This is a genomic window from Paraburkholderia megapolitana, from assembly GCF_007556815.1.
GTDB lineage: Bacteria > Pseudomonadota > Gammaproteobacteria > Burkholderiales > Burkholderiaceae > Paraburkholderia > Paraburkholderia megapolitana.
The window spans coordinates 714409-738545 of record NZ_CP041745.1 but is presented as its reverse complement, the minus strand read 5'-3'; the positions used below and the strand labels follow the sequence as shown (position 1 = coordinate 738545).

General features: G+C 62.6%; 23 protein-coding genes. 10 read left to right on the top strand and 13 right to left on the bottom strand.

From position 1 onward, the window contains the following. Nucleotides 1-256 precede the first annotated feature (256 nt). Nucleotides 257-1441: a porin gene (locus tag FNZ07_RS16760; protein WP_091010907.1), complete on the bottom strand. Its 1185-nt coding sequence runs from the start codon at nt 1439-1441 to the stop codon at nt 257-259. Nucleotides 1442-1797: 356 nt separating this feature from the next. Between FNZ07_RS16760 and FNZ07_RS16755 the strand changes: the two genes are divergently transcribed. Further along, nucleotides 1798-2070: a DUF4148 domain-containing protein gene (locus FNZ07_RS16755; RefSeq protein ID WP_091010150.1), complete on the top strand. Its 273-nt coding sequence runs from the start codon at nt 1798-1800 to the stop codon at nt 2068-2070. A gap of 260 nt (nt 2071-2330) precedes the next feature. Here the strand turns inward: FNZ07_RS16755 and FNZ07_RS16745 are convergent, their stop codons facing one another. The 5 genes from FNZ07_RS16745 to FNZ07_RS16725 form a co-directional block, all read right to left on the bottom strand. Beyond that, nucleotides 2331-3428, bottom strand: coding sequence for a porin (locus FNZ07_RS16745; RefSeq protein ID WP_091010906.1), 1098 nt, complete (start codon nt 3426-3428; stop codon nt 2331-2333). A gap of 240 nt (nt 3429-3668) precedes the next feature. After that, nucleotides 3669-4361 (bottom strand): winged helix-turn-helix transcriptional regulator, encoded by a 693-nt coding sequence (locus FNZ07_RS16740; protein WP_091010146.1) that lies wholly within the window; start codon nt 4359-4361, stop codon nt 3669-3671. Between the two features lie 38 nt (nt 4362-4399). Beyond that, entirely contained in the window at nt 4400-5695 is a 1296-nt protein-coding gene (locus FNZ07_RS16735) for a HAMP domain-containing sensor histidine kinase (protein WP_091010905.1), read from the bottom strand. Between the two features lie 115 nt (nt 5696-5810). Further along, the gene (locus tag FNZ07_RS16730) at nt 5811-6488 is read right to left on the bottom strand and encodes a response regulator transcription factor (protein ID WP_091010904.1); all 678 of its coding nucleotides are present in this window, start codon (nt 6486-6488) and stop codon (nt 5811-5813) included. Between the two features lie 270 nt (nt 6489-6758). Next, nucleotides 6759-6965 carry a hypothetical protein gene (locus FNZ07_RS16725; protein ID WP_143098036.1) on the bottom strand — a complete coding sequence of 69 codons (207 nt, stop codon included), beginning with the start codon at nt 6963-6965 and terminating at the stop codon, nt 6759-6761. Nucleotides 6966-7273: 308 nt separating this feature from the next. On the opposite strand from FNZ07_RS16725, the gene FNZ07_RS16720 reads away from it, so the two are divergent. Then, the gene (locus FNZ07_RS16720; protein ID WP_091010141.1) at nt 7274-7597 is read left to right on the top strand and encodes a DUF4148 domain-containing protein; all 324 of its coding nucleotides are present in this window, start codon (nt 7274-7276) and stop codon (nt 7595-7597) included. Here the strand turns inward: FNZ07_RS16720 and FNZ07_RS16715 are convergent. Continuing rightward, nucleotides 7586-8812 (bottom strand): pyridoxal-phosphate-dependent aminotransferase family protein, encoded by a 1227-nt coding sequence (locus tag FNZ07_RS16715; protein ID WP_091010139.1) that lies wholly within the window; start codon nt 8810-8812, stop codon nt 7586-7588. The two genes, FNZ07_RS16720 and FNZ07_RS16715, sit on opposite strands and share 12 nt — an antisense overlap. A gap of 712 nt (nt 8813-9524) precedes the next feature. Here FNZ07_RS16715 and FNZ07_RS16710 point away from each other — a divergent pair. Further along, nucleotides 9525-10496 (top strand): LysR family transcriptional regulator, encoded by a 972-nt coding sequence (locus tag FNZ07_RS16710; protein WP_091010137.1) that lies wholly within the window; start codon nt 9525-9527, stop codon nt 10494-10496. Between the two features lie 65 nt (nt 10497-10561). On the opposite strand, the gene FNZ07_RS16705 is transcribed toward FNZ07_RS16710, so the two are convergent. Further along, nucleotides 10562-11092 carry a plasmid fertility inhibition factor family protein gene (locus FNZ07_RS16705; RefSeq protein ID WP_091010135.1) on the bottom strand — a complete coding sequence of 177 codons (531 nt, stop codon included), beginning with the start codon at nt 11090-11092 and terminating at the stop codon, nt 10562-10564. A 272-nt stretch (nt 11093-11364) separates the two neighbouring features. Here FNZ07_RS16705 and FNZ07_RS16700 point away from each other — a divergent pair, with 272 nt between their 5' ends. The 3 genes from FNZ07_RS16700 to FNZ07_RS16690 all read left to right on the top strand — a co-directional run bounded on the left by FNZ07_RS16700 (nt 11365) and on the right by FNZ07_RS16690 (nt 14806). Next, nucleotides 11365-12204 (top strand): crotonase/enoyl-CoA hydratase family protein, encoded by an 840-nt coding sequence (locus FNZ07_RS16700; RefSeq protein WP_091010134.1) that lies wholly within the window; start codon nt 11365-11367, stop codon nt 12202-12204. 161 nt (nt 12205-12365) lie between these two features. After that, a complete protein-coding gene (locus tag FNZ07_RS16695; protein ID WP_091010132.1) occupies nt 12366-13538 on the top strand; it encodes an MFS transporter in 1173 nt (390 codons plus the stop codon). A gap of 110 nt (nt 13539-13648) precedes the next feature. After that, complete coding sequence (locus tag FNZ07_RS16690; protein WP_091010130.1) at nt 13649-14806, top strand: MFS transporter; 1158 nt, start codon at nt 13649-13651, stop codon at nt 14804-14806. Between the two features lie 80 nt (nt 14807-14886). Here FNZ07_RS16690 and fahA read toward each other — a convergent pair whose 3' ends face one another. Genes fahA through FNZ07_RS16675 form a run of 3 tightly spaced genes read right to left on the bottom strand, consistent with a single transcriptional unit; the run spans nt 14887 to nt 18952 of the window. Continuing rightward, nucleotides 14887-16209 carry a fumarylacetoacetase gene (fahA, locus tag FNZ07_RS16685; protein WP_091010129.1) on the bottom strand — a complete coding sequence of 441 codons (1323 nt, stop codon included), beginning with the start codon at nt 16207-16209 and terminating at the stop codon, nt 14887-14889. Then, on the bottom strand, nt 16206-17552 hold the full coding sequence (gene hmgA / locus FNZ07_RS16680; RefSeq protein WP_170275781.1) for a homogentisate 1,2-dioxygenase: 1347 nt from the start codon (nt 17550-17552) through the stop codon (nt 16206-16208). Before hmgA ends, fahA begins: the two co-directional genes overlap by 4 nt. Nucleotides 17553-17596: 44 nt before the next feature. Next, nucleotides 17597-18952 (bottom strand): MFS transporter, encoded by a 1356-nt coding sequence (locus FNZ07_RS16675; protein ID WP_091010125.1) that lies wholly within the window; start codon nt 18950-18952, stop codon nt 17597-17599. A gap of 297 nt (nt 18953-19249) precedes the next feature. Between FNZ07_RS16675 and FNZ07_RS16670 the strand changes: the two genes are divergently transcribed. After that, a complete protein-coding gene (locus FNZ07_RS16670) occupies nt 19250-20083 on the top strand; it encodes an EAL domain-containing protein (RefSeq protein WP_091010124.1) in 834 nt (277 codons plus the stop codon). 30 nt (nt 20084-20113) lie between these two features. On the opposite strand, the gene FNZ07_RS16665 is transcribed toward FNZ07_RS16670, so the two are convergent. Continuing rightward, complete coding sequence (locus FNZ07_RS16665) at nt 20114-20899, bottom strand: IclR family transcriptional regulator (protein WP_091010122.1); 786 nt, start codon at nt 20897-20899, stop codon at nt 20114-20116. Between the two features lie 80 nt (nt 20900-20979). Here FNZ07_RS16665 and FNZ07_RS16660 point away from each other — a divergent pair, with 80 nt between their 5' ends. After that, the gene (locus tag FNZ07_RS16660; protein ID WP_091010121.1) at nt 20980-22170 is read left to right on the top strand and encodes an acyl-CoA dehydrogenase; all 1191 of its coding nucleotides are present in this window, start codon (nt 20980-20982) and stop codon (nt 22168-22170) included. A gap of 106 nt (nt 22171-22276) precedes the next feature. Here FNZ07_RS16660 and FNZ07_RS16655 read toward each other — a convergent pair whose 3' ends face one another. Then, on the bottom strand, nt 22277-22915 hold the full coding sequence (locus FNZ07_RS16655; protein WP_091010119.1) for a peroxiredoxin: 639 nt from the start codon (nt 22913-22915) through the stop codon (nt 22277-22279). Nucleotides 22916-23282: 367 nt separating this feature from the next. Between FNZ07_RS16655 and FNZ07_RS16650 the strand changes: the two genes are divergently transcribed. Both FNZ07_RS16650 and FNZ07_RS16645 read left to right on the top strand, forming a co-directional pair. Further along, nucleotides 23283-23585, top strand: a complete 303-nt coding sequence (locus FNZ07_RS16650; protein ID WP_091010118.1) for a DUF883 family protein — start codon at nt 23283-23285, stop codon at nt 23583-23585. A 114-nt stretch (nt 23586-23699) separates the two neighbouring features. Continuing rightward, complete coding sequence (locus tag FNZ07_RS16645) at nt 23700-24083, top strand: phage holin family protein (protein ID WP_091010116.1); 384 nt, start codon at nt 23700-23702, stop codon at nt 24081-24083. Nucleotides 24084-24137: the final 54 nt, after the last annotated feature.

Sequence of the window (24137 nt, the reverse complement as noted above, 5' to 3'; positions counted from 1 at the left end):
CAAACATGTCCAGAGAAAATCTGCAGCGTGATCCATGGCGGCATTCTGCAGAGCCAGCACTAACAGTCGATCACCAGAAACATGAAACAACTTTTAAGCCTTGCGGTCCCGCGCGGACCTTGAGGCGATGAATGCAAACTAAAAGGCCTGAGTCCCATGCATATGGGACTCAGGCCTTGAACACTCGTGCTTTCGCAACCGCCGCATCCTGTGAGGCCGGTCCTGACGGCGCCTTTTTTCATGCGCGCCGCTACGCTCAGAACTTGTGTCGCATACCCACCGTGATCACGGCCTGATGGTTACCGGATGCCGCCGCGAGCGAATAGATCGACGCATTGCCCAGTACCGCAACGCCGTCGGCACCCGTCACGCGCTGATAAACCCCTTCCAGATAGACATCGGTGCGGCGCGACAGCGCGTAGTCCGCCTGCAGCATGAACTGATTCCACTTCGGCGATATGCTGCCGCCGCTGCCGCCGCCGAGATGACCGTCGGTAAACGTATACGAGCCGCCCACGTTGAACGCCGGTGTTACCGCATAGCGCGCGTTCAGCTCGTAGTTGTTGAACGTCAGATAGTCGCCGTTGATCGTCGAGTACGAGCCGCCTTGAGCCAGTTGATGCGGATCGTCGAGTGTCGTGCGCGTGAACACGAGGCCGACCGTCGCCGGGCCGAATACATAGCGCCCTGCTGCACCGAGAATGCGTTGCCGCACACCGGTCATCACTGCATCGTTGTCGCTGCTACTCAGTGCGCCACCCGTGTTGTCGGGTGCATTTATGCCGCCAGGCTGGTTACCCTGGAAGTACGCGAGCGCGAGATCGACGGGACCGCCCGACCACTTCGCACCGAAGCTGTACGCGTTGTTGTCGGCGAAACCGCCGGCCGCATTGCTAAACGCATAAGCGCCGCCCACGGAGAACCCGTCGTAGGTCGCGCTATGAAACTTCACCGCGTTGTTCATGCGGAAGTCGTTGTTCAGGTTGTCGTTGTCGAACGGATGATCGGCGATGTTGCCGCCGAATCCTGAGCCGGTCGCCGACAACGGTGCGACGAAATCGACCAGAAAGTCGTATTGACGACCCATGGTTAGCGTGCCCCACTGGTTGCTCGACAGACCGACCCACGCCTGCCGGCCGAACAGATCGCCGCCGTTGCCGAGCTTGCCGTTGTCGATGTTGAAACCGTTCTCGAGATCGAAGATCGCGCTCAGACCGCCGCCCAGATCTTCCTGACCGCGCAGACCCCAGCGGTCGGTGCTGACGTTACCGCTTTCCATCATCCAGTTGCTGTGCCCCGAGCCGCCTGCTGCCTTCTGGTTGCTGATGTAGTCGATGCCGGTGTCGAGCGTGCCGTACAGCGTCACGCTGCTTTGGGCGGTAGCGGCTGTGCTGACGGTCCCCACGAGCGCGAATAGTGTGATTGCCAATGCCTTTTTCATATGCGTTTCCGGGTGAGAGAAGCGATTGAGCCGCGCATCGCTCGTCATCCCACTCGCCGATGCCGATGCGCAGTCATCCTGCGCATCGCGCAGGTAGCCGCAATTTATGCGTACCCGGTGACGTGCCCATGATCGAAACAGGCAGTTTGATGAAACGGTTTTTAATCTTCTGACACGTTCCCTTTAAGGTCTTGAATACGTGGCCTCCGGCACGATGCAATAGATAAATTTCTTTTCATCCGCACACCATCGATCCGCTATACCCCGACGACTATTCTCTTAATCAACCGGTCTACGAAAGCCTGACAGCTTGCCGGCTAGGTTAGTTACCCTGACTATAAATGAGGATGCCTATTATGAAATCGTTGATGATCGCTATCGCCCTTGTCGGTGCTGCCAGTGCCACGTCCGCATTCGCACAGACGAACGTTCCCACCCAGCAACCGGCTGCCGCCGCTACTCAAGTCGCATCGGACAACACACAGGCCGCCGCGCAAGCCGGCCAGTGGGTGGCGCCTTATGGCCAGCCTATCGTCGGCAAGACGCGTGCGCAGGTCTACCAGGAGCTCGTGCAGGCAGAGAAAGACGGCCAGCTCGCGTATCTGAACTCGACGCTGTACTCGCACTGAAGTGGCATCGCGGAAGAACACGGCCCGGCATACCGCGTTGCGTAGCGCGCTCGGACAGTCGGTCCGCTACGCCATCGCCGCGTGCGCGGTCGGGCTGCTTCTGTCCGGCTGCGCAACGGGCACGACGCATAGCACGAACGAATGCGTCGGCCCGCCGGATTTCTGTACACCGTATTTCGGATCGTAGGGTCGCACAACAGAGAGAGCACATTACCCGTTAACGGGTAATGTGCTCTTTTTACTTTTCCGGATCGACGGCTTTAGAAGCTGTGGCGCATACCGATGCGGCCGACCACCTGCTTGCCGTCCGACGACGGATCGAAGCCGGCGATCTGCGCGACCGCTCCACCGGTTGCCCGTTGCAGCGCGGCGAGTGCGTAGACGGCGGTACGCTTCGACAGTTCGTACTCGACGCTCAGGTTGAGCTGCTCGTACTTCGGCTCCTGCCCGGTCGCATGATCGCGGCCATCGGTGTACGTGAAGCCTGCCGCGAGATTCAACTGGCTGGTCGCGGCAAAGGTGCCAGCAATTTCATAGTTCTGGAACTTCACGTCCTGCCCCGCATCGCCTTGCTGGAAGTCGACGTCGGAGAAATTGCCCATCGCCTTGAACGAGCCGAACGTATACGACGCGCCCGCTACGAAGATATTCTGGCTGCGCGCATTCTGCAGATACGTGCCATACACCGCGTTGGTGTAACCGGCACCGTTCTGGTAGCTCTGCACAGCTTCCTCGGGGTCGTTCACGCGCAGATAGCCGACGCCGATCGAGAACGATCCGTTCGTATAGGAACCCGCCGCGCTATACGCTGAATCGTTCGAGAACTGCCCAGCCTGGCCGCCGAACGAATACAGCGCCTCGCCGGTAAATCCACCGATAGTCGGGCTCGTGTACTTCACCGCATTGCTGATGGCGAAGCCGTTGTCGAGATTGTCCATGTCGTTCGGGTGCGAGAAGTACCAGCCGCCGTACGTGCTGTTGAGCGAATACGGCTCCAGCAGATCGACGACAGGGTCCCACTGGCGCCCGAACGTCACGGTGCCGCTCGTCGTGCTGGCTAAGCCAACGTAGGCATTGCGCGAGAACGCGAGACCGCTGCCGAGGCTGCCGTTCGTCGAGCTAAAACCGCTCTCGAGGTCGAACACCGCAGACAGGCCACCGCCAAGATCTTCATGACCGCGCACGCCCCAGCGGCTTCCGGCGCTCACACCGCTCGCCATCTGCCACAGGTGTGAACCATTCACGTTGCTCGCAAAATCGATGCCGGTATCCAGAATGCCGTATAGCGTCACGCTGCTTTGCGCATGCGCGGTACTGAACGCGCCGGCACAGACAAGTGCTCCCACGATGCACTTCATTTTCATTGCGACTACCTCCAGTTTAATAATTAGGGATGCCTGATCTGTCGATCCGTCTTTCATCCGGATTCGCGCTGCCAATATATCGACTCCATAATCGTGCGAGTCTGGAACTCAGTCTTTCAGTTTTTATGTGGGGAAATGCATAGCGCAGCGTTGACGTTCATGCAGGCGCATGCGTTGCCGGTGTGGTGCCGAGGAAGGGGAACAGCGGGGAAACTGCGCGAAGAAGGTGTGCGCCTAGCGCGGCCGGGTCGTGATCTGATAGCCGTAGCGGCTGACCGTTTCGATCTGCACGTCCGGCAGTTCGTTCACGAGTTTGCGACGTAGCCGCGACACCACCAGGTTGACGCTCGACGGATCGACGTCGTCTTTCTCGGGCCACGCGTAACGGATCAACTGATCGCGCGGCACTGGGGCGTTCACCTGGCGCATCAGGCATTCGAGCAGCAGGTACTCGCGCCGCGTGACGATCAGCCGGCGCGTGCCGTCGGTCAGCTCGCGTGTGAGCGCGTCGAGCGCGAGCGCGCCTGGGGCGGGCGGCCCGGACACTACGCCAGCGTTGACGCCCGCCGTGCGTTGCAGCGCCTGCATGCGCTCGTGCATTTCGATGAACGAATACGGCTGGCCGAAACATGCATCGGCGCCGGCGCGCAGCGCCTGGGCTCGCTGCTGCGAGCTTGCCACACCGAGTACAACAACGATCGCGGCGCCGGCGGCTGCCGCCGCGAACTGCGGCAGCATGTCGAGCAGCGCCGCGTACGATGCGGGATCGAGCGACATCATGACGATCGCGTCGAACGGTTCCTGTGCGGCGAGAAACGCACCGTCTCGCAGATCGTCCGCGCGCTGCAGGCTATGCGCGCTTTCCTGCAGCGCCTTGAAGAGCCATGCGGATTCGGGATGCGGTGCGGAAACGAACAGAATGCGCATTCAGCGAGCCATCGGAACGTGAGAGAAGTTTAGGCCGGTCATTCGAGCGTTTTCATCCAGCATTCGATCGTGACCCGCGTGCCAGGATCGGCGTTACCGATGCGCATCGTGAAGTCGTGCACATGCACGATCGCCGACACGATACTCAATCCGAGCCCCGAACCCGTGATATGGCGCGTACTCTCGCCGCGATAGAAACGCTGCAGCACTGCATCGCGTTCGTTCGCCGCAATGCCTGGGCCGTTGTCGACGATTTCCACCTGAGGCCCAAGCGGTGTCTGCGTCAGCACGACGCGCACCGTGCCGCCCGCCTCGGTGAACTTCAGCGCATTGTCGAGCAGATTGCTGAGCGCCTCGAACAGCAGCGCATGATCGCCGTGGATCGGCGCGACGGGCGATGCCTGCACGAGCAGTTCGATAGTGCGGCTCTCGGCGAGCGGCTCGTACAGTTCACCGACCTCGCGCACCAGCGTTTCGAGTTGCACTTCGCCAAAACCGCCGCGCCGTTGCAACGTGCCGATCTCAGAGATGCGCAGCATCGCGCGAAAGCGGTTGAGCAATCCATCGGTTTCGCCGCGGGCACGATCGACGAGGCCTGACAGCGCCGCTTCGTCGAGCTTGTCGGTCTGCTCGGCGATATGCGCGAGCAGCGTGCGCACATGCGCAAGCGGCGTACGTAGATCGTGCGCGATGCCGTCGCAAACACTTTTCACCTCGTTCATCAGACGCTCGACTTCGGCGAGCATATGGTTCACGAGGTGCGACAGCATGTCGATTTCATCACGCCCGCCGATCGGCAGACGCTGTCCAAGATCGCCCTGGGCGATCCGCTGCGTGACGCGGCGAATCGCCTTCAACCGGCGCATCTGCCGCACGCTCAAACCGAGACCACCGGCGATGCCCGCGGCAAGACAAAATATGCCGCCACCGACCAGCGCATTAATGATGGTTTCGCGAATATTCAGAATGTGCGTGAGGTCGCGCGCGACCACGAGCGTTTCGCCGCTCTTCATCCGCTCGGCCATCGCCCGTACGACCGGGGCATGCTGATCGCCTTCGATCACGAGCGTATGTTCGAGCGTCCTGCCGCGTCGGTGTCCCGCCAGCTCCGGCGGCAATTTCAGAATGTCGCCGGCGATATGCTGGCCATCCGCGGAGAAAAGACCGTAGAAGTTGGTATGCATCCGCTCATGCTCGAGCCGCCGATGGATCGCGTCGGCGAGTTGCTCCTGCGGCATCGAGTCGAGGTAGATGAGTTGCCAGTCCATCGGCACATCGGTTTCGCGCTCCATGTCGCCGGTAACAGCCCAGCCGATGAAGCCCAGCAGCAACATCACCGAGAGCGAGAAAATCACGGCGTAGACGGTGATCAGACGAAAGGTCGTCGAATGCCAACGATGCTCAAGGGCGGATTGCGCCGGCAAGGAATGGTCCGTCAAGGTAAGCGGCTCACGCGAGGATATATCCCGAACCGCGCACGGTTTGAATCATCGGCTTCGCGTCGGGAAGATTGATTTTTTTGCGCAGGCGGCCCATATGCACATCGATCAGATTCGTACCCGGATCGAAGTGATAGCCCCAGACCGCTTCGAATAGCATCGTGCGCGTGATGGTTTGCCCGGCGTGCCGCATCATGAATTCGAGCACCCGGTATTCGGTGGGCAGCAGCGCGATTTCCTCGCCGTTGTATTGCACCTTGCGCGAGATCAGATCGAGTTCGAGCGGGCCGACACGCAGCGACATCGCCGTTTGCGCCGTCGGCATCTGGCTGCGGCGCAGCAGGACTTCGAGGCGCGCGGTCAGCTCGTCGGGATCGAACGGCTTGGTCAGATAGTCGTCACCGCCGGCACGCAGGCCGCGCACGCGTTCGTCGACATCGCCGATCGCGCTTAACATCAACACCGGTGTCTGCACGCCGATACTGCGCATGGTGGTGAGAATGGTCAGACCGTCCACACCTGGCAACATCCGGTCGAGCGTGATCACATCGTATTCGTCGCTGATCGCGCGAACCATGCCGTCGCGGCCGTTCGCAGCCCAGTCGACTGTGAAGCCGCGATTTTTCAGTTGCCCGACAATTTCATTCGCGGTGATTTCATCGTCTTCGATCGTCAGTACTCTTGACATGATCATTCCGCACGCCGCAGCGATTTCAGCTTGCGTAGCTGATGGGTGCGACAGGTTGTCAGTAGACGGACATGATGCCATATTCGGCCTGCGGGCACAGTGCGCGACAGGCGGTCTTGCCTGTCGCAGGGCGGGAAACAAGCTTGCAGGCTACGCGCATCGCGCTAACTGCCGCGCATCGGCTTCATGAAAAAATATTTAAGTTTGCTGCGCGGAGGGGCCTGGGTTCAGCCCGGATTCGACCTGAACGCGCCGCCGGCCCCGTTTGCCTTATGGCACCGCCGCATCGCCAGCACGCTCGTTGCTGTGCCGGCGCAGGTAGCGGGCGTCGTTGTCCACGTGATGGGCACGCTCGATTCGGGCCTGTTCGAGCGTCGTATCGGCAATCGCGCCGCCCGTGCCCTGCACTTTCGCCAGCGCCGCCAGCGGCGTGGCAAACAATGCTGCCAATAACATCCATCCTGTCAGTCGTTTCATCGCAGCCCCCGCGTTCCAGTACATCGCCGGCGGATTCGCACGGTGCGCGTACCTGATACGCATCTTCCGCCTGATCGTAAAGATACGCCTGACTACCTGACTGTTCGGTGGCGGAAACATGAAGATCTGGTCATCCGTCTACGGCGCCGGTTCGATAAAACAATCTTCATCCGCGGTCTGTCGTTCCGATAGATGCGCCTGCCTATGCTTCCCCTCAACCGGTTGCGCGCCGCACGTTCGCGAACGCAGAGAGACCGGTGGCCGGCGCGGCGCATCGCCCCGCCGTTCACACCATCGAGAGGGAAATCATGAAACTGACCTGCCGCACGGCCGCCTGCACGCTGTTGATGCTCGTGAGCGCCTCCGCCTTCGCATCGTCGCGGCTCACGCCGCAGCAATGCAACGACTACCCGTTCAAGCCGTTAAGTGCACCCGCTACCCACGCGCAACTGATGAACGAACTGTCCGAACTCGAATCGGTCGGTTATGACCCGTCGGCCGGTGACGACGACAACTACCCCAACGACATCCAGCAGGCCGAACAAAAGTTGCAGGTTAAATACCACGAGGATTGTGGCGCCGTCGCGCCGCTTTCGACGGCGCAGTCGGCGAACCAGGGCTCAGCGAACTGAAGGCCGCGCGCCACCTGAGAGCGACTTCTCGAGCGCCGCCACACCTGCCGGCAGATCCACCGCGACGCCGAGATCCACCATCGTTCGGCCCAACGCGTGCAGTGTCCTGAACAGGTTATGTTCGCGGCACTGCTCGCCCATCTGACCGATCCGCACGATCGGCAAGCCAAACGAGCCGGATATTTCCACCTGATGCTGCCGCGAAATGTGGCCGCAGATGTCGCCGGGGCTCAGGCCCTGCGGCGCCTCGATGCCGACCACCGAATTGAGCCGGCAAGCTTGCGGCGTATACAGCGTGAGGCCGAGCGCGGTGATCCCCTCTTGCAGCGCCACCGAGCACTTCAGGTGACGCGCAAAACGCTTTTCGAGCGTCTCCGCGCAAACCAGACGTAGCGCCTCATGCAGCGCGAGCACACCCGATACCGGCGCCGTGTAGTGATAGCCCGCGTTGTGCCAGAAATTTTCGGCGAGCGATGCATCGAGGCACCAGTGCGCGTTCGGCTGCTCGCGATGCTTCACGCGCTCCCATGCCGCTTCCGAAAACGCGACCAGCGACACCCCCGGAATCGACGACAAGCCCTTCTGGCCGCCGGTAATCACCGCATCGATACCCCACGCGTCCATCTCGAGCGGCATCGTGCTGAGCGTACACACTGCATCGACGATAACGAGCGCGCCCGCCGCCTTCGCCAGTGCGGCGATGTCCTTCAGATGGTGGTTCCACACCGTGTTCGATGTCTCGCCCTGCACGATCGTCACGATCTCGGGACGCACGCGGCGCAGCGCCGCCTCGACCGTTTCGAGGCTCGCCACCGCACGGTCCTCGACGTCGAGGATCGAGACGTCGGCGCCGACGCGGCGGCCCATTTCCGCCATCCGCTCGCTGAAGAAGCCGTTCTTGATGCTAAGGACGCGCGTGCCGCTCCACGCCAGATTGGAAATCGCCATTTCCATCGCCGCGGAACCGGGACCTGCCACGCCGAGCACCCATTTCGAATTCGTCTGGAACACATAGCGCGCCATCGTCTTTACCTGCCCGACCACCTTCGCCATCGTGCCGCCCAGGTGATTGATGACGATCGTGTTGGCCTTCGCAACGGCCGCGGGAATCGGCACGGGGCCGGCGCCCATCATCAGCAACGGTTCTTCGGGGAGGATCGCGTCGAGCGACTCGACGTCCGGGCACGGTACGGAGAAAGACGGGGTGAGGGGCATAGTCGGTACGGATGAAATCGGCAAGGTCGGAAACTTCAGAGAATAGCGCAAGTCCGGCTTTGACCTTTGACAAACCGCCAGTCTCTCGTCGCCTTGAATTGTGCGACGTATTTTCGTCTTTCTCGCACGCAATACGGCATTCCGGGTTCGCCATTGTGACAAAAATACGATGCCACGGGGATAAATGCGCACCGGCTACCAAAGCAATTTACCGGGAGCGGTGGAAATAATGAAAGAAGCAAACCTGCTATGGAGTTTTTTAAGCGGATTGCGTAGGTAGAGGTTCAGTGAGATTTGGCGGGCACCATTCAAGTCGGGTTTATCGCACGCGAATAAGCGAGGTAACGCACCAACTGCGGCGTAGCGGAGGAATCGCAAGGCAGCATGCGGTTCTTCACGCGCTCAGGAACAATGCGGTGCGCGCCCATTGGTTGAATCGGCGAAGGCGCGGCGATCCACGCCGTCACTCCATTAATTGCATTGCGAATTATGCCGGATCGGTAGATTCAATTCCACGCAACCTCGGCCGTCTTTATACCTGGTAAAGCGCCGCAGTATTTTTTCAATAAATATTGAAATTCCAGACAACTGCCAATATGATTTTAATCCGGAATCGCAGTTGTCTGACTGAATGCTTCTCGACATCGGCTGACATGTTGCCGCACGGTTTAACTCTGGGCGGACGTGATACCCATCTACGAGGCGAAATTTCATGAACCAGATTCACGCAATGCGTGTTTTCGTCAGAGTGGCCGAAACCGAGAGCTTTCGCCGCGCCGCGCAGCAACTCGATGTGTCCAATGCGCTCGTCACGCGTTCAATCGCCATGCTCGAAGCGCATCTGAGTACCCGTCTCATCAATCGCACCACGCGCAACCTGTCACTGACCGAAGCCGGCGTGCGCTATCTGGAAGGCTGCCGCGGGCTGCTCGAAGAACTCGATCATCTGGAAGGCACGGTCGCCCATACCGAACGCGAACCCGGCGGTACGCTGCGCGTCGTCGTGTCCGGCACGCTGTCGCCGGCTGTGCTGACACCGCTGCTCGACGGCTACCGGCGCACGCATCCGCAGGTCCGGCTACGGCTCACGCTCGCCGATCGCCCCGTCGATCTGCTCGAAGACGGCTACGACGTCGGCATCGTCACGGCGTTCTCGATATCGGGCAAGGATCTGATCGAACAGCCGATCGGCACCAACACGCTGGTGCCGTGCGCCGCGCCCGGCTATCTCGCCGAACGCGGCGAACCGCGCTCGCCGCTGGAGCTCGCGCAGCATGCCTGCGTCGGGTTGCCGCCGGGGCAACGCAGCCCGACGTGGCACTTCGCCGGGCTCGACGGACGCTCGCTTCCAGTTACGCTGCACCAGGTCTACACGGTCAACAGCACGCTGATGGTCCGGCTCGCCGCGCTCTCGGGGATGGGCATCGCGATCCTGCCGGCGCAGCTCGTCGCGAGCGATTTTGCCGCGGGTACGTTGACACGCATCATGAGCGATTACACCGTCGACGATCCGGAAGCGAATCTCTCGATCGTCTATCCGGGGCGCCGCTTCCTCGCGGCCAAAACCCAGTCGTTCATCGACCACACGATCGAGTACTTCAGCCGCGACATCGCGCCGCTCCCGACGTTGATCGAGCGTATGCCGCAGCAGGCAAATGGGTGGAGCGTCGCGCCGCACGTGTAACGGTGGGCTTGCACAGCGGCTCGCGGGATCGCTGACGGCGTGCGCCGCCGGCCACGTTCCCACGTTCAGTTCGCGCCCGGGTCCGGCCGCAACGCGGTACGCGCATCGTCAGGCGCGCCGCATACTTCGCGCAGCAGCACAGCCTCGCGCTCGTGCACTTCGACCGGCATCCAGCGCGCGCCCGCCTCGGCAAGATAGCGCGTTCGATGCTGCCCGTTGCGAAACGCCACGACGCCTTCGTGGTCCAGTCCCAGCCAGCCGAAGAGCCCCGGCGCGCGCCGCTTCGTCACCGTCACATACGGCATCTCGGGGATGCGTTCGTTCTCAGGATCGAGAAACTCGCGGATGCCGCGCACCTTACCCGAGTGCCATTCGTTAACGGGCTTCAACACGTAGTCGGTGTTATCGCGATCCGCACACACCAGCAGTTTGCGCATGTCGACCAGCACGACCTGATGACGCGTGCCGGCAGCACCGAACACACGTTTCAGACGTACGTGGTCGTACCACCCATGCTCGGGCAGAGGAACGATCCAGACCGGTTCGGCCCCGGACGGCACAACGCTGGATGCGGGCGATGACATGGATACGGGCATGCAATGAGTTCGATCTGCCGGCGCGGAGCGCCAACGCGCACCGACGTCTAAAAAGCGCCTAAGCTACGAGTGCATCATGAAAGCCGCGTGACAGCGGCCGTGCAAACTGCGGGTGTTTCGCGCTCAGGCTTACCCCTTCGTACTGACGGCCAGACTGCCTCGCGAGTCATTTCGCATACGGTATGCCCGTTTTCGTTCCAACGATACTGCAATCGCATATCGCGAGTACGGATCGACATGGCAGCGGTGCAGCGAGATCGATGGAGAAACCGATGATCATGGAAACGTTCGGCGAGCATGTCCGGCTCGAAGCAGTCGATGCGGTCGATACGGTGGTGACGATCGTGCTCGAGCGTCCGGCGCGCCGCAACGCCGTGGATCGCCCAACCGCCGATGCACTGAGCGCCGCGTTTCGCCGCTTCGACACTAACCCTGCCTGGCACGCGGCGGTCCTGTTCGGCGCGGGCGGCACGTTCTGCGCGGGAGCGGATCTCACCGCGCTCGGCGACGACGCGCGTCGCAACGAACTGCATGCCGACGGCAGCGGCCCCGGTCCGATGGGACCGACGCGCATGACGTTCGGGAAACCGGTAATCGCTGCGATCGCCGGTCATGCGGTCGCGGGTGGGCTCGAACTGGCGGCGATGTGCGACCTGCGCGTCGTCGAGGACGATGCGGTGCTCGGCGTGTTCTGCCGGCGGGTAGGCATTCCGTTGATCGACGGCGGGACGATCCGGCTGCCTCGGCTGATCGGCCTGTCACGCGCACTCGATCTGATCCTGACCGGCCGCCCGGTCGACGCGCAGGAGGCGCTCGCGTTCGGCCTCGCCAACCGGGTAGTCGCGAAGGGTACGGCCCGGGCCGCGGCCGAACAGCTTGCCGCCGCGTTAGCCGCGTTCCCGCAGGCAGCGCTGCGGGCCGACCGCCGCTCGGCGTTCGAAAACAGCGCACTCGACGATCTGGCGCTCGCGCTGCAGCGCGAAGGCGCCGGCGGCTACGACGCGGTATTTGCCGAAGGAGCCGCTGGCGCCGCGCGCTTTGCGGCCGGGGCGGGTCGCCACGGCGCGGCCGTTCCGCCCTCTGCCCATCCCGCCGATCCCAGCCCCGACTAGAAATCTGCAGGAAAAACAACACTTCGCTTACACATCAGCAAGGCGATTTTGGGTTAGGTACAATCCCCTACTGCTTTACCCTGGCGCCCGCGTTTTCGGCCCGAAAACACGCGCCGCATGCGCCGCTCACCCGCCGCGCTCCTGTACCGATCCGTCCCATCATGCCTTTACCCCTGCTCGCCCTTGCCATCGCCGCCTTTGGGATCGGTACCACTGAATTCGTCATCATGGGGCTGCTACCCGACGTCGCGCGCGATCTCGCCGTGTCGATTCCGGCTGCCGGCATGCTGGTGTCGGCCTACGCGCTCGGTGTCACGATCGGCGCACCGATCGTCGCGATCGCGGTCGCCAACATGCCGCGCAAGAAAGCGCTGATGAGCCTGATCGGCGTATTCATTCTCGGCAACCTGCTGTGCGCCATCGCGCCCGGCTACGCGGTGCTGATGGTCGCGCGCATCGTCACGGCGTTCTGTCATGGCGCTTTCTTCGGCATTGGATCGGTGGTGGCGGCTGGGCTCGTCGCACCGAATCGCCGCGCACAGGCCATTGCGCTGATGTTCACCGGTCTCACGCTCGCCAACGTGCTTGGCGTGCCGCTTGGTACGGCGCTCGGCCAGGCCGTGGGCTGGCGCGCGACGTTCTGGGCCGTGACCGGCATCGGCGTGCTCGCTGCCGCGGCGCTCGCCGTGTGTCTGCCCGCGCGTATCGAAATGCAGAAGGCGAGCCTCGTACGCGAATTCAGCGTGCTGAAGAACCCGCAGGTGCTGATGGTGCTCGGCATCAGCGTGCTCGCATCGGCGAGTCTCTTCTCGACCTTCACCTACATCACGCCGATTCTCGAGGACGTCACCGGCTTCACGCCGCATGCGGTCACACTCGTGCTGCTGCTGTTCGGTCTCGGGCTGACGGTGGGCAGCACGCTCGGCGGCAAGCTGGCGGACTGGCGTTTGATGCCGTCGCTGCTCGCGTTCCTGATGGCGATCTGCGTGATTCTCGTGGTGTTCGCCGGGACGATGCATTCGCCGGTCGCTGCCATGATCACGATCTTCGTGTGGGGCGTGCTCGCATTTTCGATCGTGCCGCCGCTGCAGATGCTGATCGTCGATCGCGCGAGCCATGCGCCGAATCTTGCGTCCACGCTGAATCAAGGCGCATTCAATCTCGGCAATGCGACGGGCGCGTGGCTGGGCGGTATGGCGATCGGGGCGGGTATTCCGCTCACGTCGCTGCCGTGGGTCGGTGTGACGATGGCGTTGGCTGCGCTGCTGCTGACGGTGTTCTCGGTATCGCTGGAACGGCGTGCGCAGCGGTTGCCGGCGGGTTCGCCGGGCTGAAGCTCACTGAAGCGCGTCACACGCCTCGCGAGTCGAAACACCCGATTCCCCTCACTGCAACACGGGCCGACGCCGCTGCGCGACAACGCGCCGGTGTAGCATTCCCGCCGATGAAAGTCATCTTCACCCGCGATTTCCTCGCCCTCATTCTGAGCGTCGCCGTAGTCGGCCTGGGCAGTGGCGCCACGCTGCCGCTCACGGCGCTCGCGTTGACCCAGGCCGGCTACGGCACCGATGTCGTCGGTCTGCTGACCGCCGCGCAAGCGGGCGGTGGCCTCGTCGTCGTGCCGCTCGCAGGCTGGATCGCTGCGCGCTTCGGCGGCCGTCAGGTGATTGCGGGCGCGGTACTCGTCGTCGCAATCGCGACTGCGGGCATGCAACTCACGACCAACCTGTACGCCTGGGCTGTGTTGCGCATCGCTTGCGGCGCGGCGCTGATGCTGCTCTTCACGATCGGCGAGGCATGGGTCAACCAGCTCGCCGACGACACGACACGCGGTCGCGTCGTCGCCATCTATGCGACGACCTTCACGTTATTCCAGATGGCCGGGCCGGTGCTCGTGAGCCAGATCGCTGGATTCAATAGCGGACGCTTCTTGCTGTGCGGCGCGATCTTCCTGCTCGCGCTGCCGACGCTCGCGACGATCCGCGCCACCCCGCACACTGCCGGCGCACCCGAAGCTCACGACAGCTGGCGCCATGTGCTGCCACGTATGCCGGCCATCGTGATCGGCACTGCGTTCTTCGCGCTGTTCGATACGATCGCGCTGTCGCTGCTGCCGCTGTACGCGATGGCGCATGGCATCACGGTTGAAGTTGCCGTGCTGTTTGCGTCGGCGCTGCTGCTCGGCGATACGACGATGCAGTTTCCGATTGGCTGGCTCGCGGACCGGTTTGGTCGCGAGCGGGTGCATCTCGGCTGTGCCGCCGTCGTCGTGCTGTTGTTACCGTTGCTGCCGTGGGCGATCGGCTCGCTGTGGCTGTGCTGGCCGTTGCTCTATGTGCTCGGCGCCGCGGCGGGTGCGATCTATACGCTGTCGCTGGTGGCGTGCGGCGAACGCTTTCGCGGCGCCGCGCTGGTATCGGCGAGTTCGCTCGTCGGGGCGTCGTGGAGTGCCGCGAGTTTTGGCGGCCCGCTGATCGCCGGTGCGTTGATGAAGGGTATCGGCAACGATGCGCTGGTCGGCTTGCTGCTGGCTGGCGCGCTCGCGTTTGGTGGCGCGGCGTTGTGGGAAAGACGGCGTGCGGGAGTGCGGGTGGTGCGTTAGCGTACACGCGGGAAGCTGGAATCTGTTGCGCACGACCTCAGTGGTTGCGCGGTTGTGCGGATACCGCATCGCGCACAACGTCAATCACGCGCCGGCACAATCACACCACTACACGTTCCAAAGCCCACGCGATAACCCTCGCCCTGGCACCACCCAGCGAGCGTCAGTTCATCGCCGTCTTCGATAAACGTCCGCGTGCCGCCCTCTTTCAGTTCGAGCGGCTGCTTGCCGTTCCACGTCAGCTCGAGCAGGCTGCCATATGAATCGGCGGTCGGCCCGCTGATCGTCCCCGAACCCATCAGATCGCCCACCCGCGTATTGCAGCCCGACACCGTGTGATGCGCAAACTGCTGCGCCATCGTCCAGTACATGTGGCGAAAATTCGTGCGCGAGATCGTCGTCGCTTCGCGGGCGCGCTGCGGACGCAACCGCACTTCGAGTGCGATATCGAACGCATGCGCGCCGTCGTGCCGCAGATAGTCGAGCGGCTGCGGCACCTGTTCCGGCTGCGCGACGCGGAACGGTTCGAGCGCGTCGAGCGTGACGATCCACGGCGAGATCGTCGTCGCGAAGGTCTTCGCGTTGAACGGCCCGAGCGGCACGTACTCCCACTGCTGGATGTCGCGCGCACTCCAGTCGTTCAGCAGCACCATGCCGAAGATGTGCGCTTCGGCCTCGGCACACGCCACCGGTTCGCCGAGCGCATTGCCGCGCCCAACGATAAACCCGGTTTCCAGTTCGATATCGAGCTTGCGACACGCGCCGAACACCGGGCGCTCCACATCGGGCAACTTCAGTTGCCCATTGGGCCGCCGCACCGGCGTGCCGCTCACCACCACCGACGAAGCGCGTCCGTTGTAGCCGATCGGCATCTCCGACCAGTTCGGCAGGAGTGCATTCTTCGGATCGCGGAACATCGAGCCGACGTTCGTCGCGTGTTCTTTCGACGAATAGAAATCGGTGTAGCCGGGAATCTGCACGGGCAAGTGCAACGTCGCATCGGTTGCAGGCACGAGCGCGCGTTCGCGCAGTGCCGCGTCGTCACGCAGCGTGACCGTGTCGCGCGCGAGCAGGCTGGATAACTGAATCCGTACGCTGCGCCACGCATCGCGACCCAGCGCGATGAACGCGTTGAGCGAGTCCGAGCGGAACACGCTGGAAGCACCGGATTCGTTCGCCGACGTCGGCGGCAAAACAAGCAAGCCCGCTTCCTCCAACACCGCCAGATCGACGATGCGATCACCGATCGCGACGCCCACGCGCCAAACCGCATCGTGAGAGTCGCTAAAGATGCCGAACGGCAGGTTCTGGATCGAAAAGTCACAGGCTGGATCGTTCGCCGCTTCGACCCAGCTTCGGCGCGACGGATCGAGCGTCGCCTGCAGATCGCTCGATACGCTCATGGCTGCTCCGGGTTGAAGTGTTTCTGGATGCCTTGCCAGCACTCGAAGTAATCGGCTTGTAGCTGTGACGTTTCGAGCGCAAAACGGGTCGGGCGGATCAGCGTGCGGGTTTCGAACATGAACGCCATCGTGTCGCCGACCTTGTGCGGCTTCGACGTGTCGCTGTGCGACGCCTTCTCGAACGTATCCGCATCGGGACCGTGACCCGACATGCAGTTGTGCAGGCTCGCGCCACCAGGCACGAAGCCCTCCGCCTTCGCGTCGTACACGCCATGCACGAGACCCATGAATTCGCTCGCGACGTTGCGGTGAAACCAGGGCGGCCGAAACGTGTCTTCAGCTGCAAGCCAGCGCGGCGGGAAGATCACGAAGTCGATCGTATCGACACCGGGCGTATCGCTTGGCGAATGCAGGACGAGGAAGATCGACGGATCGGGATGGTCGTAGCTGATCGAACCGATCGTGTTGAAGTGACGCAGATCGTATTTGTACGGCGCATAGTTGCCGTGCCACGCGACGACGTCGAGCGGCGAATGGCCGATGTCCGCGCGCCACAAATGGCCGTTCAGCTTCGCGACGAGTTCGAAGTCGCCTTCGCGGTCTTCATAGGCGGCGTGCGGCGTGAGGAAATCGCGCGGGTTGGCGAGCCCGTTCGAGCCGATCGGCCCGAGATCCGGCAGACGCAACAGCGCACCGAAGTTCTCGCAGATATAGCCGCGCGCCTCGCCATCGGGCAGCGTCACCGTGAAGCGTACGCCGCGCGGAATCACCGCGATCTCGAACGGTTCGATGTCGAGCCGGCCGAGTTCGGTCGCAATCGCGAGACGGCCCTGTTGCGGCACGATCAGCAGCTCGCCGTCGCCGCTGTAGAAGTAGCGGTCCCGCATCGAGCGGTTCGCTGCATACAGATGGATCGCGCAACCGTTCATCGATTCAGCGGAACCGTTGCCCGCCATCGTCACCCATCCGTCGATGAAATCGGTCGGCGCGGTGGGCATCGGCAGCGGGTTCCAGCGTAGCTGGTTCGGCGGGGTCGGCGGTACTTCATGGAAGTTCGCCACGAGCCGGTCGGCGGGATGCGACGGTGACGGTGGCAGCGGCGTGAACGGCCGGTGCATCGCCGCCGGACGAATGCGGTACAGCCACGAGCGGCGGTTATGACTGCGCGGTGCGGTGAACGCGGTGCCCGACAACTGCTCTGCGTAGAGTCCGTAGGCGACACGCTGCGGCGAGTTGCGGCCCTGCGGCAGTGCGCCTGGCAGCGCCTCTGTCGCGAACTCGTTGGCGAAGCCCGATTGATACGTGGAGCGTTCGCCTGAGGGGGAATTCGTATCGTGAGTCATGTGTTTCTCCACCAATACCTGCCATGAATACCTGCCATGAACGCCTAAGCGGTTCGCGCCGACGCAACGCGGTGACCCCGCGTCGCGCCCGCAAGCACGACTACGAACAACGCCGAGCACAACACCGGCACCGCGGCCACGTGAAACAGCGCCGCATTCGACCAGTTCAGCGCGATCATCTGCCCACCGACAAGCGGCCCGATCACCGAGCCGATACGGCCGATGCCGAGGCTCCAGCCGATGCCGGTCGAGCGCAGACTGGTCGGGTAATAGTGTCCTGCAAGCGCATTGACCGCCGGCTGCCCACCGACTACACAGAAGCCGCCCGCGAACACCGCCACCAGCAGCCACGGCAGCGCATGCGCGACACTGCCGATCGCACCGACGAACCCAGCCGCGCACGCAAAGCAGACGAACAGCACTCGTACGAAACCAAACCGTTCGATAAACCAGCCGAGCGACAGCGTGCCGATCACCCCGCCGGTCTGCAGCACCGTGCCGACGATCACCGCGGTGGCTGGCGTGTAGCCCGCATCGCGCATCACGGTCGGCAGCCAGTTGGACAGGAAGTACAGATCGATCAGATTCATGAAGCTGATCGCCCACAGGATCAGCGTGACCGGCGTGCGGCCCGCGCGGAACAGCTCGGCGACCGGCGCGCCACCATCGGCTTTTTCGCGCACGACGATGCGCGTCTGCGCGTCGACGTGCAGGCTCGGATCGAATGTCGCGAGCCAGCGCCGGGCGCGCTCGGTACGACCTTTGAGTACGAGAAACTGCAGCGACTCGGGCAGCGCGGCGAGCATCGCGAATGCGAGCAGCAGCGGCACCGCACCGCCGACCCAGAACACCGCGCGCCAGCCAAACGCTGGGATCAACGCAGCGCTGACAAAACCACCGAGTGCCGCGCCAAGCGTGAAGCCACACGACACCAGCATCATTCGCTTCACTCGATGCGCAGGCGTGGAAAACTCGCCGACCAGCGCCATCGCATTCGGCATGATGCAACCGAGCCCAAGACCCGTTATAAAGCGCAGCGCGATCAGCGCAGGCACCGTCGATGCAAGCGGCGTCGCGATCATCGCTGCGGCGAAGAAGAACGTCGCGCCGATCAGTACCGGTCTCCGGCCGATCCGGTCGGCCAGCACCGACAGACCCAGCGCGCCGAGCAGCATGCCGAACAGACTCGCGCTGAACACCGGCCCGAGCGCCGCCTTCGATACGTTCCACTCGGCGATCACGCTCGGTGCGACGTAACCCATCGCCTGCGCATCGAAGCCGTCGATCACGAGACACAGTCCGCACAGCACAAGCAGCATGAGCTGGAACGCAGGGTGATGCGTTTCGCCGAGCACGCGCTCGACTTCGATCACATTCGACGACGCGGGTTGGGCGCTCATGGATAGTCTCCTCATCGTTATGGTGCCAGGCGGGTTGCCGGCAGTACCGGCTCGGGACATGAAGCGACTTTCCAGGCACACACGGCTCCGCTCTCGCCACACGCGTAATTTACGAATAGTAAAACTAATTACGTATAGTAAAACTATCGTAAACCCTGACCCGGTGCGCACCGACCCATATCGTTATGAGCATTTAGTTCATGCGCGCGCTACGCCGACTGCTAACATCGTTAAATGAGTGCGGCATGGCGCCGCAACCGACAAGAGACGCGTGCTTGCGCGCGACCTGCCCCGTTCATGATTCCCCCGACCATCTCCGACCTCGTTGCGCGTGCCGCCAGCCACCCGTTTCTCGGCGAGCATCTGGCACGCGGCACGGGCGAGCACAGCGACAGCGCGATCGCCCGCTTCAACGGTTTCCAGCTGGGCAGCACGTATGAGCCGATCTTCGATATCAGCGTGCATGCGTATGGACAGTCGCTCGGTTCGGCGCCGGAGCGTGCCGACCGGTTCGGCGACGAACTCGGTTTTCAGGCGGTGACGCAGCGCGTCGACGGCGTGCCGTTCGATGCACAGGACACCTTCGAGCGCATCGCCGACGACCAGGAACTGGTCGCGCTAGACCGCATGTCGCGGGCACTGCACGCAATCAATTTCTTCGGCGCACAGCGGCACGGACTACTGTTTCTACGGGTCCACGAACGGTTGCTGAAAAGCGTGAAGTACGACCACGGCCGGCATTTCTCGGCGGTGCTCGTATCGTTTGGATTGAACCCGTCACGCATCGTGATCGAACTGCCGGCGGCGGCGGTTGCGCATCGCAACTTCCTCGGCTATCTGACGCGCAGTTATCAACGCTACGGATTCAAGGTGGCCGGTAACCTGCCGAATGCCGGGCAGATTCTTTCGGTGTCGGACATGGCGCGGCTCGATTTCATCAAGATGGATGCGGGCTCGGCACTGCGCGACTCGATGGTGAAGCCGCTGGTCGGATATGCGAACCGGTTGCGCATTCCGTTGATCTTCAATCGCGTCGCTGATGAAGCGCAGTTTGATCTGTTGCAGCAATATGATGTGCGGTTTGTGCAGGGGCCGCTTTTTGCGGCACACGATCACGACCGCACGGCGTAAAGCGCAAACGCGCCGCCATTAGAGGCAACGCTAGGCCGTATCGCCCAACCTGCAAGCCAGCGCCTTCAACCGCGGCGCGACGCTCTCGCGAAACACCTCATCCCCCATCGACGATGCCGGCCCGCTGCAACTGAGCACCAGCCAGCGTCCATCGCGTGTCTCGCGAAAAGGCACCGCGACCGCGTTCACATCGTCATTCCACGCGCGAAACGAGAAGCAGCAGCGCGCGTCGGCAAACGCGTCGATCTCGAACTGCGCATCGGCCACGAGCGCGGCGCCGTCCGCGCCGGCCGCCTTCTTCAGCTCGGCGAGCAAGGCTGCGCGCGCATCGGCGGGCAGCACGGCGAGATAGGCACGGCCCATCGAACTGGTGAGCATCGACAGCCGCGAACCCGACGCGAGACCGAGCGTGAGCGCGGTCTCACTGCGGATCGTCTCGAGATAGATCATGTCGAGCCCATCGCGGCAACCGAGTGACACAGCCGCGCCCACTTCGCGTGCGAACGTGCGCATGTGCGGCCGCGCGAGTTCGAGCGTGTCGGTTCCCGACAGCAGTGCGAACCCCAGCGACAGCACGCCGGCATCGAGTGCGTACTTGCCGAGCGTTTCGTCGAAGCGCAGATAGCCGAGCACCGTCAGCGTGTACGCGAGCCGGTTCACGGTTGCCTTCGGCAGGCCGGTCCGCTCGACGAAATCGCGATTGCCGAGCATCGTTTCGCCGGGACGAAACGCGCGCAGCAGGTCCAGCCCACGTGCCAGGGCGGTGACGAATTTGCGTTCGTCGATGGAAATGGCGGGGGTGGATGAAGGCGTCATCGGATGGTACACTCGGGTCTAATTTGCAAAACATTGTTCCGCATAGCGGAACTAAAGTCAAGGAACAGGAGAGTCGCATCATGGCCGACGCCGCGCAGTTTCATTGGGAAGATCCGCTGTTGCTCGATCAGCAGTTGACCGGGGAAGAACGCATGGTGCGCGACGCCGCCCAGGCCTATTCGCAAGACAAACTGGCGCCGCGTGTGCTCGAAGCGTTCCGTCACGAGAAGACCGATGCCAGCATCTTCCGCGAGATGGGCGAACTCGGTCTGCTCGGCCCGACCATTCCCGAACAGTACGGTGGCCCCGGTTTGAGCTACGTGAGCTACGGGCTCATCGCGCGTGAAGTGGAACGCATCGACTCCGGCTATCGCTCGATGATGTCGGTGCAGTCGTCGCTCGTGATGGTGCCGATCTTCGAATTCGGCTCCGATGCGCAAAAGGAAAAATATCTGCCGAAGCTCGCCACCGGTGAATGGATCGGCTGCTTCGGCCTGACCGAACCGAATCACGGCTCGGACCCGGGCAGCATGGTGACGCGCGCGAAGAAGGTCGACGGCGGCTATTCGCTGTCGGGCTCGAAGATGTGGATCACCAACTCACCGATCGCTGACGTGTTCGTCGTCTGGGCCAAGCTCCAGGAGGACGGCAAGGACGCGATTCGCGGCTTCATTCTCGAGAAGGGCTGGAAGGGTCTGTCGGCACCGGCCATCCACGGCAAGGTTGGTCTGCGCTCGTCGATCACCGGCGAGATCGTGCTCGACGAAGTGTTCGTCCCCGCCGAGAACCTGATGCCGAACGTGAGCGGTCTGCGTGGTCCGTTCACGTGCCTGAATTCGGCGCGCTACGGCATTGCCTGGGGCGCGCTCGGCGCCGCGGAAGCCTGCTGGCATACCGCGCGGCAGTATGTGCTCGATCGCAAGCAGTTCGGCCGGCCGCTCGCTGCCAACCAGTTGATCCAGAAGAAGCTTGCCGATATGCAAACCGAGATCACGCTCGGACTGCAAGGCGTGCTGCGTCTCGGCAGGATGAAGGACGAAGGCACCGCTGCAGTCGAGATCACGTCGATCATGAAGCGCAATTCGTGCGGCAAGGCACTCGACATCGCGCGGCTCGCACGCGACATGCTTGGCGGCAACGGTATCTCGGACGAGTTCGGCATTGCGCGGCACCTCGTGAACCTCGAGGTCGTCAACACGTATGAAGGCACGCACGATATTCATGCGCTGATACTGGGGCGCGCGCAGACGGGGATTCAGGCGTTCTTCTGAGCAGCGTAGTCGCGATAGCACATCAAACAAAAACCCCGCATCCGCGGGGTTTTTGTTTCGTACCGGTTGCCGCGCGGCCAAGCCAGGCCGCGCCGCGCGAACCGCGTTACTTGTTCGGCTGCGGCGTGAGACGCAGATACGGGCGTATCGCCTTGTAGCCCTTCGGAAACCGCTGCTTGATTTCCTCTTCGTCCTTCAGCGACGGAACGATCACCACGTCGTCGCCCTGCTTCCAGTTGCCCGGCGTCGCGACCTTATGGTTGTCGGTGAGCTGCAGCGAATCGATCACGCGCAGCACTTCGTCGAAGTTACGGCCGGTGCTGGCCGGATACGTGATGATCAGGCGCACCTTCTTCTTCGGATCGATCACGAACAGCGAGCGCACCGTCAGCGTTTCGTTCGCATTCGGGTGAATCATGTCGTAGAGTTCCGAAACCTTGCGATCGCCGTCCGCGAGAATCGGGAAGCCGACGCTCGCCGCCTGGGTTTCGTTGATGTCCTTGATCCATTCCTTATGCGATTCCGCGCTGTCCACCGACAACGCAATCGTCTTCACATTGCGCTTTTCGAATTCGCCCGCGAGCTTCGCCGTCAGACCGAGTTCGGTCGTGCAGACCGGCGTGAAGTCGGCGGGATGCGAGAACAAAACGCCCCAGCTGTCGCCGAGCCATTCATGGAAACTGATGCGGCCGATGCTCGAATCCTGTTCGAAATCTGGTGCGATGTCGCCGAGACGCAGACTCATGGTGCAGCTCCTTGAAGTGAACGGACGAATTTGCGAATAGTACCCGCAAGCTTCGCAAAGAGTTGAAGCATACGGGAAGCCACGGTTCTGTTGAACAAACATCGCGTCAGAACTTTATGAGTTTTTGTAATTTTCGCCGGCGCGGGGGAAACTTTACGGGGCAGATCAACTCCATCAAGCTGCGGATCAACCGCCGTATCAATGCAACGACGCTGTAGGGGCGCTTTTTAGCAGCCGTCGTTCGCAGAAAACAGCAACGGGAACAGTTCGTGCATACCCCACCAGACAGTGCGTTGACCAGCGCACTCGCCAGCGGACGTTTCTTTGGTTACGATTCACGCGTGGCGTGATACGAAGGGAGCAGTCAATGTCGGAAGTCAACAAGGAGAGATTGATGTCGGATATCAAAGCCGTCCTCGCGGACGCTGAAGACCTGTTGAAGCAGGCCGCAAGCGCAACGGGAGAGCGCGCGTCGGAACTGCGCGAAACGGCGCTGTCGCGTCTGAAGCAGGCAAAGGAAAAGGCCGCCGACGTGCAGGTCGTCGTCGTCGAGAAAGGCAAGAAGGCCGCGCGCGCCACCGACGACTACGTACACGAACATCCGTGGGCGTCGATCGGCATCGCAGCCGGCGTCGGCGTTCTGGTCGGGTTGCTGATCAACCGCAAGTAAGCACGCGACAGCGTGCGGCGGCTGACGGCCGCTCACGGCAACTCACATACCAGTCGACCGGCGCGCGCCGGTCGACTCCTTCTGGTGCATCTGCACGCGCAACGCGCTTAGGCCATGACGATCGATACCCACACGCGCGCTGAGCACGGGCCATTGCGCCGCCTTCTCGGCTCCGTATTCTCCATCCTCCAGACGCGCCTCGAGCTGATCGGCATCGAACTGAGCGAGGAGAAAGACCGCCTGCTGGCGGTGCTCTTCCTCGGGCTCGCGGCCATGATGCTCGCTACCATGGCGCTGATCGCACTGACGGCGCTCGTGGCCATCGCTTTCTGGGACACCTGGCGCTGGCAGGCGCTCGCCGGCATTACGCTGGTCTATGCGCTCGCCGCGTTGTTCTGCGCATTGCGCGCACGCAGCGGTTTGCGCAACGCGCCGATCATATTCGAAGCGACGCTGAAGGAATTCGAAAAGGACCGCGACGTCTTCCGCAAGCAATAAAGCCGGCGAGTACGCCGCCCGCTTCCGTCATTTCTCCACCGCCATCGCTATCGA